Origin of the sequence: Arthrobacter sp. ZGTC131 (genome assembly GCF_002929275.1) — a bacterium.
In the GTDB taxonomy this organism is placed as follows: Bacteria; Actinomycetota; Actinomycetes; order Actinomycetales; family Micrococcaceae; genus Arthrobacter.
On record NZ_PJIK01000003.1, the window covers coordinates 79655 to 92413 of the forward strand.

12 protein-coding genes and 1 pseudogene are annotated in these 12759 nt (G+C 64.3%); 1 reads left to right on the top strand and 12 read right to left on the bottom strand.

Going from position 1 to position 12759, the window contains the following annotated elements:
- Position 1: 1 nt before the first annotated feature.
- The 11 genes and pseudogenes from CXQ90_RS05415 to CXQ90_RS05465 all read right to left on the bottom strand — a co-directional run bounded on the left by CXQ90_RS05415 (position 2) and on the right by CXQ90_RS05465 (position 10901).
- Positions 2-1156, bottom strand: a complete 1155-nt coding sequence (locus CXQ90_RS05415) for an ABC transporter substrate-binding protein (RefSeq protein ID WP_181038433.1) — start codon at positions 1154-1156, stop codon at positions 2-4.
- 1071 nt (positions 1157-2227) lie between these two features.
- Positions 2228-2422, bottom strand: a complete 195-nt coding sequence (locus CXQ90_RS05420; RefSeq protein WP_104137570.1) for a hypothetical protein — start codon at positions 2420-2422, stop codon at positions 2228-2230.
- Positions 2423-2498: 76 nt separating this feature from the next.
- Positions 2499-3068: pseudogene (locus CXQ90_RS05425) on the bottom strand (ABC transporter ATP-binding protein); the annotation flags it as partial.
- A 129-nt stretch (positions 3069-3197) separates the two neighbouring features.
- A complete protein-coding gene (locus tag CXQ90_RS05430; RefSeq protein WP_219816637.1) occupies positions 3198-4097 on the bottom strand; it encodes a hypothetical protein in 900 nt (299 codons plus the stop codon).
- A gap of 136 nt (positions 4098-4233) precedes the next feature.
- On the bottom strand, positions 4234-4818 hold the full coding sequence (locus CXQ90_RS05435; protein ID WP_181038434.1) for an ATP-binding protein: 585 nt from the start codon (positions 4816-4818) through the stop codon (positions 4234-4236).
- Positions 4819-4878: 60 nt separating this feature from the next.
- Entirely contained in the window at positions 4879-5655 is a 777-nt protein-coding gene (locus CXQ90_RS05440; RefSeq protein WP_104137573.1) for an SDR family oxidoreductase, read from the bottom strand.
- Positions 5652-7151, bottom strand: coding sequence for a mannitol dehydrogenase family protein (locus tag CXQ90_RS05445; protein ID WP_104137574.1), 1500 nt, complete (start codon positions 7149-7151; stop codon positions 5652-5654). Before CXQ90_RS05445 ends, CXQ90_RS05440 begins: the two co-directional genes overlap by 4 nt.
- An 81-nt stretch (positions 7152-7232) precedes the next feature.
- Positions 7233-8213 carry an ABC transporter substrate-binding protein gene (locus CXQ90_RS05450; protein ID WP_104137575.1) on the bottom strand — a complete coding sequence of 327 codons (981 nt, stop codon included), beginning with the start codon at positions 8211-8213 and terminating at the stop codon, positions 7233-7235.
- 39 nt (positions 8214-8252) lie between these two features.
- A complete protein-coding gene (locus tag CXQ90_RS05455; protein ID WP_104137576.1) occupies positions 8253-9338 on the bottom strand; it encodes an ABC transporter permease in 1086 nt (361 codons plus the stop codon).
- A complete protein-coding gene (locus CXQ90_RS05460) occupies positions 9335-10099 on the bottom strand; it encodes an ATP-binding cassette domain-containing protein (RefSeq protein ID WP_104137578.1) in 765 nt (254 codons plus the stop codon). The genes CXQ90_RS05455 and CXQ90_RS05460 overlap by 4 nt, the downstream gene beginning before the upstream one ends.
- Positions 10100-10196: 97 nt before the next feature.
- Positions 10197-10901 carry a nucleoside/nucleotide kinase family protein gene (locus tag CXQ90_RS05465; RefSeq protein WP_104137579.1) on the bottom strand — a complete coding sequence of 235 codons (705 nt, stop codon included), beginning with the start codon at positions 10899-10901 and terminating at the stop codon, positions 10197-10199.
- 356 nt (positions 10902-11257) lie between these two features.
- Between CXQ90_RS05465 and CXQ90_RS05470 the strand changes: the two genes are divergently transcribed.
- On the top strand, positions 11258-12268 hold the full coding sequence (locus CXQ90_RS05470) for a LacI family DNA-binding transcriptional regulator (protein WP_258064389.1): 1011 nt from the start codon (positions 11258-11260) through the stop codon (positions 12266-12268).
- A 42-nt stretch (positions 12269-12310) separates the two neighbouring features.
- On the opposite strand, the gene CXQ90_RS22820 is transcribed toward CXQ90_RS05470, so the two are convergent.
- A complete protein-coding gene (locus CXQ90_RS22820) occupies positions 12311-12574 on the bottom strand; it encodes an SDR family oxidoreductase (protein ID WP_258064371.1) in 264 nt (87 codons plus the stop codon).
- Positions 12575-12759 lie beyond the last annotated feature (185 nt).

Below are 12759 nucleotides of genomic sequence, written 5' to 3' on the forward strand. Positions count from 1 at the left end.
ATCAGGCTCGATCCAGGTCCGACTGCAACTTGTCGATTCCGTTCTGAACTGCCGTGGCAATGGGAACCCCACCGTTAAAGATGTCGTCGGCTGCGCGCTCGACGAGTGACTGCCACCCTGAACCGCCCAAGGGCGGCTCGGGACGAGCACGTGCGGGGCGTTCGTCGATCCTGGCCTGCATGTCAAGTACCTTGGTGGCCGCCGGGTCATTACGCTTGCGGATGGCACTGACGATGTCCGGGTTCGAAGGCACGCCAGACGCGATACCGAGGACCTCCGCCGAGGACGGGTCATTGAGCATGTAGTTGATGAACGACCCTGCGAGCTCCGGGTCTGTGGCGTTCGCTGCGATGCACAACCGAACGTAATACTTGAAGTGGTAGTCATCGCCACTTCCGGCCACCTCGGGCGATTTCGCAAGGACCAGCTCGTGGCCGCCATCGTAGCCCTTCGAGAACGCCTGGCTATCGAGGAACTGGTTGAGCTGGACCAGATAGAGCCCACTCTGGTGGCCCGTTTGCGTCCACTGGTTCTTCCCTCCAGTCACCGCAGCCGGGATCACTCCGCCGGCATCGGTCCACCTCTGCCACCAGTCGAACCAGGTCCCGAGCGCGGCCTGGTCGAAGCCGATCTTGCCATCGGCGGTGAACGCTTCGGCCCCCTGCTGCCGGATCCACAAGTGGGCATGCTGGTAGAAGGCCGCCATATTGGCGATGCCCCACTTACCCTTACCCGCAGCCTTTGCGTAATCGACCGCAAGCTGGCCGAGATCCTCCCAGTCCCAGGCCTCGTCGTCGGGCAAATCAGTGATTCCGACTGCCGAAAACGCCGTTCGGTCAATCATCGTCGCAGGGCTGTACTCTGAATACACCGGCGCGAACTGCTTACCGTCGAGAAGCCGCCACGAGTCCACCGCCTTGGTGTCGAACGCGCTGAAATCGATCGTGCCCTTGGGCAACTTGTCCAGATCGTACAGCGAACCGCTGTCCGCGTAGCTTGTCACGGTGTTCGCGGGCATCCAGAAAACGTCGGGTAGATTCCGACCAGCCGCCTGCACCGAAAGCCGATCGGTGAAACCGCTGAACTCGGCTGGCTCCAATTGCACCTTGACGCCGTCGCGGGTGTTTTCGAATGCCGAGGCATACCCGCCGATCAATCGCTGACGCTCTGAACTCCCCCACCACGCGAAGCGAACGGTTCCGGTGGCACCTGATTTTGGGGGGGCAACCGCGCAGGAGGCCAACCCGCCCGCCGCTACAAGACCGCCGGTGAATGCGAAGAACGACCTCCGTGACACGTTGTGTGAGGCCAATCGTTGGATGGCAGATGCAGATGGTTCCCGGCCCATAACAGCTCCTTTGCTTTAGTTTTGAGCGTGAACTAAATCACGATGGTAAATTCTTATCGCGATACGGAAAATTTGGCAAGCATGCAGCCGAAATTTGTTCTAGGAAAATAGCTGCTAAGGAACGCGGCGCTGGTCCCATATAGGCCGCTTCGAGACGATGGGCGGCAGTTGAAGGCACAGCACTTCCCTCTAAGGACTCCGCAAGGGGTACGGAGTTCGACGCCTCATGGCGACAGATTGTGGTCGCCCCGGCGTAGCAGCCTGAGGGCTCAACGTCGTGCGTGCCCTGCGACTAGCCCCGGGCGGCGCCGGCCCTGGAGAAACGCGGCCTCCACTATGTGTTGGACGTGCCGGTTAACCAGCTAACCAGCGCGTCATCGCCAAAATCTGACCCATTGGCACCGGTTACCGCGCTGATGAGCTCGTCGCTTCACGCTCCGGTCGTTCCCGGCGGACCCGCTCGGCATGGCAGTGCGCCAAAGGTGAGTGCCGTTACGGCTGGCACGCACCCGGATAAACGGCGCCAACGCCCGTCTGCCGGACCTCGGTCCGGGACGCTAAGAGAACGCCTACGCCAACCGGCATCCGCCACAAGTTGCTCCAAGCCATGACGGTTCTGGACGTGTTCACGTCGTAACTGGCTCTTGGTGGTTCATGGGGAAATGGTTTCCCGGATGAGTGTCATGCCGCCGTCCGGACGGCATTCCCATGAGAATAACCGATTTGCAATTGCCGGCCGTGCGTTTGATGTGCATGATCCCCGTGCTATGTGCCACTACCTTGACCGTTGTAGCGCCGGTGGCGATGAGGACTTCGATCTTTTTCCACCATCTGCAGACAGTGCGGTAGAGCTTGTTCGTCTCTGGCCGTGCGGCGGCCTCAATAAGGACTCTGAGGTGGTCTTTCGCTGCGGCTGCGTCGGCGAAGACCCTGTCCGGAGAGCAGTACCCTCAGCTGTTCGTTGACCTTCCACACAGCTTCCAGAAGGCCGGTGGGGTCGCCGGCGGCGAAGACGTCGGCCAGGCGGTGGGCGGCGTTCCCGGTCAGGGTGTCGCCGGCGCGCCTGAGCAGCATCCGGTGCGCCCACGCCTTGTCGACGCCGCGTCCGCGGCGGCTCTTGAACGCTCTTCGTCCGCCGCCTAGTGATAGGCTAAACCTCCGCCACCGGAGCAGCGAACTGCGCCTCATACAGCCGCGCATATGCCCCGCCCGTCTCCAGCAAGGACGTATGCGTCCCCTGCTCCACGATCTGGCCGGCTTCCATCACCAGGATGAGGTCGGCGTCGCGGATGGTGGACAGGCGGTGCGCGATCACGAAGCTCGTCCGGTCTGACCGCAAAGCACTCATCGCCTTCTGCACCAGCACCTCGGTCCTCGTATCCACTGAAGAAGTCGCCTCGTCCAGGATCAAAACGGATGGCCGGGCCAGGAACGCCCGCGCAATCGTCAGCAGCTGCTTCTCCCCCGCCGACACATTCCCACCCTCGTCCTCCAAAACCGTGTCGTACCCCTCCGGCAGCGAGTGAACGAACCGGTCCACGTACGTCGCCTGCGCCGCCTCCAGGATCTCGTTCTCAGTAGCATCAGGCCGGCCGTACGCGATGTTGTCCCGGATGGTCCCGCCGAACAGCCACGTATCCTGCAGCACCATCCCCATCCGCGAGCGCAGCTCCCGCCGGGACACGGAGGTGACGTCCACGCCGTCGAGCGTTATCCGCCCACCCGCATGTGGTCCCGCGCTGCTGCCTTTCCCGGAACGAATCCTGACAATCGATGCGGTTCTGGAGTTGACCGCGGAGCTCAGGTGAGCGGACGACGGCGGGATGTCCCGCCGTCGCCCGTTCTGTGGTTAGGAAGCCACAAGCGTGCCGTCCACGACAGCTTCGAGCTCCTGCAAGCGCGGGAGGGCACGTGTCGTCAGCAGGTGCTCGCGGGTTTCCGCGGAGACAGCCAGGCTGTCCTTCCAGAGCGAGCGGCCAGCCATGGCACCGCCGGCGCCGTTGGCCACCGCAATCTCGACCTGCTTGATGAACGTCTCGTGGTCAACGCCCGCGGACAGGACAGCCCACGGCACGCCGGCAGACGCCTCGGTGACCGCAGCACTGGCCTCGGCAGACCCCGGGTACTGCAGCTTGAGCACCTTCGCGCCGCACTCGACGGAGAGCCGTGCAGAGTCGGCAACCAGGCCAGGGAACGCACTGGCGTAGGCCTCCTCGCTTTCGCCTTCGAGGCGGTAGACCAGGATCTCAACGATGAGGAGGAGACCCTCGTCGGTGCATGCCTTGACGAGTTCGCGGATCTCGTCAGCGACGCGCGAACCGGCGTCCTGACGATCGGGGCGCATGTACCAGAGCATCTTGGCGACGTCACCGCCCAGTTCGCGTACCCTGCGAGGCGACATCCCCGGGACGAACTTTGTATAGCGCAGGCCGTCGGCCGTCTCAAATCCGGAAGCGTCTAGGCCTACAACCAAGGCGGTGTCGCGGGAGAGGACACCTTCGTCCGCCACGCGGGGCAGGGCAACTTCGGGATCGAGCAGGATCGCCGGCGCGGCGTTTCCCAGGTAGCGGACCAGATCCACCTTCGCGTCGGAGAGCTGCTGCGGGGTGATGGACTTCGGCCCGTCGGGTGCGTCGTTCATGACGGCCTTCATGCCGTTGCGCTGGTCGGCGGCGACAATGAGCATCTTGCCGCCAGGGGTCGAGATCGCTGCCATGCCGCGGCGTTCGAGCGTCGTGAGTGTATTCACTTGGTTCTCCTAATTGGGTGGTTTTGGTCTCTGTGGGTCTGGAATCGGGCACGACAAATCGCGCCCTGTACGGGGTGCCGCCCTAGAGGGCGTTGACCTCGGCGGAAGGTTGGAGTGGAAACCGCTTAGCGGCGGCTCAGCGCAGGGCCTCCCGCGCCGCGAAGTCCGCCAGGAAGTGATCGATCTGCTCATGCGGCGCCAGCAAGCCGTCAATGCGGATATGCGCAACGCCGGGTGGCTGGGTGACGTCTGGCGAGAGGAAACGCTCCGGTTCCTTGATCTTGTCGAGGTCGCGCGCGGCCCCGCGGAGCTGCATCCGCCTGACTACCTCGCCCGTCGGGGTATCCATCCAGGCGAGGTGAACCCGCGAGCCGGGAATGGCGAGCCGCTCGACGAGCCGTGCCCATGCGGCCGGGAACGTGCGCTCGGACGTGAACGGGGCTACAACAACCACACTGTTGCCCAGTGCGAGGTTCTCCCGGGTCGTATCGAAGAGGCAGGTGTAGCGGATATCGTTCACGCTCGCCCGCGCTGCGGGTTGTGCGGCCGGGACGTCGACGAGGAACTCGCCGCCCATGTGTTCAAACAACGGGTTGGTGACGGTGTCCAGGTCAAGGATGGTCCAGTGGAGCTGGCGGGCCAGGTCCTGGGCAAAGGTGGTTTTGCCGCTCGCGGGAACTCCGCAGACGATGATCGCCTCGGATGCGCGTTGTTCGGTCATGTTCATGTCATCCATTTCAAAGTGAGGTCAGTTCGCGGCGCCCGTGCGCCGGGAAGACGGTCAGCGGCTGGTATAGCCGCCGTCGATCGGGAGTGATGCGCCGGTGATCATGGCGGCGGCGTCGCTGAGTAGGAAGACGATGGGGCCGGCGACGTCCTCGACAGTGGCCCACCGTCCGAGCGGCATCTGCTCCAGAAAGGGCCCGCCGATTTCCGGCCGTCCCCAGTAGAAGTTGGACATGTCCGTCATGACCACCGTGGGGTTGACGCTGTTGACTCGGATGTTGTGCCCGCCAAGTTCCAGGGCGGACACCCGGGTGATGTTGTCCAGGGCCGCTTTGGAGGATCCGTAGGAGATGTGGCCGTGCAGCGCCACCATGCTGGCTTGGCTGGAAACGTTGACGATTGCGCCGCCGTTGCCTTGGCTGATCATGGCGGGAACCGCATATTTGATAACCAGGAGGGCGCCGCGAGCGTTGATACTGATGACCTCGTCGAAGACGTCGATGTCGGTGTCCTGCGGGGTCGCGATTTCGCCGCCGAAGCCGCCGCAGTTCACCACCCCCCAGAGTGCAAGGCCCTCGAGGGCGTCCCGGATGCTGTCCTCGGAGGTCAGGTCGAAGGCCAAGGGCTGCGCGCCGGTCTCGTCGCAGAGCGCTGCCAGCGACTCGAGCGTGCGCGCGCTGGCGATCACTTTTGCCCCGGCGGCAGCGAGCTGCCTGACGGTGGCGGCCCCGATGCCGCCGCTCGCGCCGGTGACTAGGATGGTGCGGCCGCTGAAGCCAGCCGCTGCTGGGTTTTCGACGGCGGCAGTGCTGATGGTGGGTGAATCGGTCATGAGGTGCTCCTGGTGGGTATCGAAGGTTCGGTGAGGTCCTGGACGGCAGTGCGCGCCCCGGACCGTTGCAGGGCTTCCCTGGCCTGCCGGTATGCGGCGGCGAAGCGGGTGTTCCGGCCCAGTTCGCCGAAGACAGCGGTCAGGTTGAGGAAGGCACCAGGTTCCGCGTGGTCCGCCCGGAGGGCGGCGCGCAGGTCACCAAGCCGTCTGTCGGTGAGGTCGATGGGTTCGCCGTTTTCGTCAGTACCTTCGAGAAAGCGCGCCCAGGCTGCGATCACCAGGGCCGCCCGGTCGATGGGGCCTCCGAGGCGGAGCTGTTCACGGACGACAGGGAGCACGAATTTAGGGATCCGTTCGGAGGCGTCGACCATCTGGCGGGCGAGGGTGTCCCTGACGGCGGGGTTAGAGAAGCGGTGAATGAGTTCGTTCCGGTAGGCGTGCAGGTCGATGCCGGGCACCGGCCGCAGCGTGGGTGTCGCCTCCCGTTCCATGTAGCCGGCGATGAAATCGGCGAACAGCGGATCCGTGCAGACCTCATGGACATACCGGTGGCCCGCGAGGTAGCCGAGATAGCTCATCACCTGGTGGCTGGCGTTTAGGAGCCGGAGCTTCATGAGTTCATAAGGCTCCACGTCGTCCACCAGCTGCACACCGGCGTCTTCCAGGGGCGGGCGGCCGGTGGGGAACTTGTCCTCAAGGACCCATTGTTCAAAAGGCTCGGCAATCACCGGCCACGCGTCCGAGAAGCCGTAGGCCGCGTCCACCGCAGCCCGGTCGGCGTCGGTGGTGACGGGGGTGATGCGGTCCACCATGGAGTTCGGAAAGGCTACGGTTTCGCTGATCCAGCCGGCCAGCTCCGGATCCTTGAGCCGGGCGAAGGACACGAGCGCCTTGCGGGCGACGTCGCCGTTCCCCTGGATGTTGTCGCATGACATGACGGTGAACGGGGCCGCGCCCTGCTCACGCCGCTGCGCCAGGGCTGCGGTGATCAGGCCGAAGGCGGAGCCGGGAACGGTGTTCGGCTCCAGGTCATGGAGGATGTCCGGCGTGCGGGGATCGAATTCCCCGGTGCTGTCGTTGATGCTGTAGCCACCCTCGGTGATGGACAGGGAGACTATGCGGGTTGCCGGATCTGCAAGTTTGCGGATGACCGCTGCCGGGTCGTGGGGCGCGAAGAGGTATTCGGTGATGGAACCGATGATTCTGGCGTCTTCGGCACCTTCGACGCCCTTCAACACCAGGGTATAAAGGCCATCCTGGCTGGTGAGGACACCGTGCATGCTGGCGTCCGAGGGCAGGACACCGACACCGCAGATTCCCCAGTCCTGCGAGCCCCCGAGGTTCAGCAGGCGGTCGATGAACATGGCTTCGTGCGAGCGGTGGAACCCGCCGACGCCGAAGTGGACAATGCCTGTCCGGACGGCGTGCCGGTCATACGAGGGGATGGGGAGCCGGCCTTCCAATTCCGGGAGGGCCGCTTCATTCAGGGACGTCATGTCATTCTTCTCTTCGGTTGGGAGAGGCAGGAGCGGTGCCGTTGCCCGCTGGAGAGTGCGGGCAACGGCGCCGGAAACCGTCTAGCAGGAGGACTTGTAGACATACTGGGCGCCGTCACCACTGATGTTTTCCGCGGTGATCTGCTTGAACCCGGTCTGGATCTCCTTCTGGGTGGACTCGCCGTTGATGGCCTTGATGGCCTGGTCCACACCCTGCGTGCCGATGGAGGCAGGTTCCTGGGCGATCAGGGCCTGGACGACGCCGTCCTTGAGCTGCTTGACCTGCGCGGGCCCGGCGTCGAAGCCGACGATCTTGACCTGGTCCTGCTTGCCTGCCTGGCGGATGCCCGTTGCCGTGCCTTCTGCCGCGAAGGTGTTGGCTGCGAATACGCCCACAATGTCCGGGTCCTTGGCCAAGGCAGCAGAGACGAGCTTGGCAGCTTCGGCCGGGTCGTTGTGGCTGTACTGCACGCCCAGGTACTCGAAGGACGAGTCGGCTTTGGCCCCGTCTTCAAATCCGGCGACGCGGGCATCCGCCGTCGAGACGCCGGGGTCGGTGGAAATTACCAGGACTTTGCCCCCGCTGGGGCTGAGGTTCTTGATGGCTTTGAAGGCCTCCAAGCCGCCGCCTTTGTTGTCCGAGGCGATCGCCGACGCGGCGAATGAGGGGTCCTCCACCGTGGTGTCAACGAGGACCACCTTGATGCCGGCTGCTGCGGCCGCCTTCAAGGGCGCCTGCATCGCGGCCACATCGGTGGGTGCGATGAGGATGGCGTCAGGCTGGGATGCGACGACAGAATCCACGATGGGCTTTTGCAGCGTCGGGTCGAACTTGGCCGGTCCCTGCGTGTTGACCGTGGCGCCGGCCGCCTTGGCGGCGGCGTCGATGCCGCACTGCATGCTGACGTAGAACTCGTCTCCCGCGACGCCTTGGATGAACGTGAGCTTGGGCTGTGTTGCGCCTCCGCTCCCTGCCGAGGCGGTGCCGCCGGCGCAGGCGGTGAGGGACGTTGCCGCGAGGACACCTGCGGCGAGCAGGGTGACTTTAGGGGTTAACTTCATTGTCGGGCTCCTGTGTGTGTGAAGGGGTAGTTGGGAGAATCAGCGGGATCGTCGGCCGAAAAGTTTCCTCTTGCCGTCGGCCTTGGCGGCATGCCCCCGGGCAGCCGCGGCCCGGCGTCGTTGGTCGACGTAGACGGCGACGACGAGGACGGCGCCGACGGCCACCTGCTGCCAGAACGGCTGGATGCCGACAATGACGAAGCCGTTTTGCAGCACTGCGGGGATGAAGAGTCCGACGACGGTTCCGAAGATGGTGCCGACGCCGCCGAAGAGTGAGGTTCCGCCGATCACGACGGCGGCGATGACGTTCAGGTTCGTCGCCGACTGGCCCGCGATGGCGGTGGTGCCGTACTGGGACAGGGACAGAATGCCTGCCACCCCGGCTAGGCCGCCGGAGAGGACGTAGATGGAGATCAACTGGCGGTCGACCTTCACGCCGACCCGCCTGGCGGATTCCTCGTTGGAGCCGACGGCGAAGGTGTAGAGGCCGAAACGGGTCCGGTGGAGCACGGTGCCGAAGATCAGGATGAGGACTATGGCGAGCAGGGAAATCGTCGGCAGGGTGGTTCCCGGGACGTTGCCGTAGCCGATGGTGTCCTGGAGCACTGCCGGGACTTCCCGGATGTCCACGCCGCCGGTGATGACCTGCGCCAGCCCCAAGGCGCCGCCGAGTGTTCCAAGGGTGACGATCAGGGGCGGCACCTTGGCCTTCGCGATGAGGACCCCGTTGAGGAGCCCCCAGCCGAGCCCGCATCCGACGGCGACGAGAATCCCCACAACTGCTGTCCCCCACCCGGAACCGCCCATGGCCTGCATGACCTTGGCCGCCACTACCCCCGAGAAAACAAGGTTGGATCCGACGGACAGGTCGATGCCCGAGGTGACGATGACAAAGGTCATGCCGATGCCCAGGACCCCGAGGATGGAGACGTTCTGGATGATCTGACGGACGTTGCCCCACGTCGGGAACACTTCCGGTGCCAGGGCGGAGAAGGCCAGGAAGATGACCAGCAGAACCAGCAGGATCTGGAACGACTGAACCTGGAGCACCTGCTTGAGCGTGTGTGCGCGTGAGATTTCGGATGCAGTGCCGGCGGTGCGGGGTACGGCTTCGGTTGTGGTCATGAGTGTGCTCCATCAAGTGCGCCGGTCATTGCGCCGACTAGTTCTTCCACAGATGTTTTCTTGGCCTCGTAAGTGGCCACGCGGCGTCCGAGCCGGAGGACTTGGACGCGGTCGGCCACGTCGATGACGTGCGGCATCGAGTGGCTGATGAACACGACCCCCACGCCCTTGTCACGTACCCGGCGGATGGTCTCGAGCACGTTCCTGGTCTGCACCACGCCAAGTGCGGCTGTCGGTTCGTCCAGGAAGATGACGCCCTTGGCCCAGGCAACGGCCCGGGCAATCGCGATCGCCTGCTTCTGGCCGCCCGACATGCTGCCGACGGGGTCGGAGAGGCTCCGGACCGTGGCGCCAAGTTCGTCGAAGGCTTCCCGTGACTTGGCGCGCATGGTCTTGTTGTCCATGAACCCGAGGCGACCTTGAAAGCCGGGCTTGGCGATTTCGCGGCCCAGGAACATGTTTTGGGCCGCATTGAGGTGAGGCGCCAGGGCAAGGTCCTGGTAAACAGTTTCGATGCCCAGGCGGCTGGCCTCGCTCGGGGAACCAAGTTCCACCTCACCGCCGGCGAACAGGATCTTGCCGGAGTCCAATGCCAGGTTTCCCGACAGCGCCTTCACGAGCGTCGATTTTCCGGCGCCGTTATCGCCGATGAGCGCAACCACCTCGCCGGCGTTGACGTCGAAGTCGACGCCGTCCAGGGCGCGTACGTTGCCGAAGCTGCGGGTCAGGCCGCGGGCTTCCAGAACCGGGATTGTTGTCATGGCGTAACACCTGTCAGCTGGTACGGGACGATTGCAGAGGCTCCGGCCGGACAGCCAGAGACACTTCGTTGTGTTGTCACTTTGTCTTCCTCTTCGTTCAGGCCTGGGCCAAGGCTTGGGTGGGGGCTTGCCTCAGGTCGATGATCAAATCGGCCCGCTCCCGGGTGGAGACAACAACATCGGCGTTGCGCTGGTCGCTGCCCAGCGCCCATGCCTCTGCTTCGTCGGGCATCTTGCCGAAAGCTTCGTGCCGCCTCAGCAGCCGGAGCTGCCGTTCGCCGTCATTGATGTCCAGGAACCAGACCTCGTCGATCTGTTCCCTGCATCCCCGCCAGCCTTCGGCGTCGAGCAGGAGGTAATTTCCCTCGGTGATGACCAGGGGGACGTCGCGGGCCACTGGGACCGCGCTGCCGATGGATTCCTCCAGGCTGCGGTCGAAGACCGGGGCATAGATTACCGGTTCGTTGTTTGTCTTGAGCCGGCGCAGCAGGTTTTCATATCCCCTCGGATCAAAGGTGTCTGGAGCGCCTTTGCGGTCCCGGGAGCCGAGGGCCACAAGGACCGAATTGGCCAGATGGAAGGCGTCCATGCCCACCCGGGCAGCCTGGCCGCCCAGGGAATCGGCGATCGCCTGCGCCACAGTGGACTTTCCGGCGCCGGGCGAACCAGCTATTCCGAGGATGCGTCGGCTTCCAGCGGCAGCAAGGACACCGGCCCGCGCCACCAGCTCATCCAGTGAGCAAGTCAGCCGTTCAGCTCCCCGGGCGGGTGCCGGGGCCTGCTCTTCAGCGGTGTTCATCATTGTCTCCTCCGTTGGTCATGCCACGGTGAAGAAGCTCTGCTGCTACACCTTTGAAGCGCTGCCTGAAACGAACCGGTAGGCCCTGATTGCGAGGCTCGAACTTCTGATTCGAGAACTCGCTGTGACCTGCCTGACACAAAACCTAGAGGCCCCATGTCATCGATGTCAAGGAAATTTCAAAAACTTATGTCATCGATGACATGACTTGCTTGAAGTTGCTTTGATCATGGGGCAGGATTGTGTGGGCGGGCGGTTGTCACCGATGACATGATCAGCGCTGGTGGCGTCCCCGCTTTTGAACAGCGCCGCTCTAGGGTGTGCCCAGCGAACGATAAAGGAGCCGAACCGTGACGACCATGCAGGATGTTGCCACGCGTGCCGGGGTGAGCGCCAAGACGGTGTCCCGGGTCTTCAATGATGACCCGCACGTCACGGAAGACACGCGGGAGCGCGTCCAGGCGGCCATGCGCGAGCTCAAGTATGTCCCGAACATGCTCGCTCGCACGTTCCGCGAGGGCAGGTCAGCCGTCATCGGCATCGCCGTGCCCGACGTCGCGGATCCCTTTTTCGCCGCCGTCACGAAGGGGATCGAACTGGCGGCGCGTGAACACGACATGGCTATCGTCGTCACCAGCCTCGGAGACAACCCGGCCCTGGAGAAGAGCATCATTGAAACGACGGTCCGTCGCCAGATCGACGGCCTCATCATCGCCCCGATCGCCGCTGACCAGTCCTACCTGGCGCGTTGGCAGGACAGCTTCCCCATCGTGTTTATTGACCGGATCCCCACCAAGCTTCACGCGGACTACTTCGTTGAAGACGACTTCGGCGGGGCTTTTGAAGCGACGCAGCATCTCATCGCCCACGGGCACCGCCGCATCGCCATCGTTGGAGACTCAACTGAGGTCCCCACAACGAAGCTTCGCCTCGAGGGTTACCGCGCCGCCCTCGAGGCCGCCGGCCTGGAGAACGACGATGACCTGATAGCACTCGGTTCGCGCGACGGCGATGCTGCCGCCCATGTCTGCAGGACCCTGCTGGCGCTGCCCGACGCACCCACCGCCATTTTCTCCTCCAACGCCCGGTTCTCCACGGGCGTTTTCCCTGCCCTGCAGGCCTTGAACAGAACCGACATTGCCCTGATTAGCTTTGGCGACTTCCCCATGGCGGACGTCCTCCAGCCCTCAGTGTCAGTCATCGATCAGAACCCTCGCCACGTCGGACGAGTTGCTGCTGAACGCATCTTGGCCCGGATTGCAGCACCCACCAAGAGGTTCAGGCGGAAGAACGTCATCCCGGTCAAGCTGATCGAACGCCAATCGTGCCAGTCGTCTGTGCCCCATCTGCCGCTCGCAGCCAGCCAATGACGCCCGCATGTAGGTTTTGAGCCTGCGTCGGATACCGCTCTCCTACAGCGCCGACCAGCCGCCGTCGCACGCGAGGACGGCGCCGTTGACTTTGGTGCCGTCGTCGCGGAGCAGGAACGTGGTGGAGGCGGCGAGCTGCGCCGTGGTGGCGGGGGTGGGGACGATAGCCTGCATCAGCGGGCCGAGGCGTTCGGCCGCGAGCTGGGATCCCCAGTTGGCCACGATGCTGGTGATGGTGGGGCCGGGCGCGACGGCGAGGAAGCGCAGGCCCCTGGGGCCGTACATCACGGCCGAGTTCTTGGTCACGCCGACGACGGCGTGCTTGGACGCGGCGTAGGCGGCGCCGGCGGCGGATCCCGCGCAGGCCGGCCTCGGAGGCGACGTTGCCCACGGCGCGGGTCAGACCCAAGAGGGCGGTGACATTGATCCGGAAGACCGGTCCCAGACGTCGTCGTCCGCCTCGTGGATGGGGCGAAGTTGTCCATGATGCC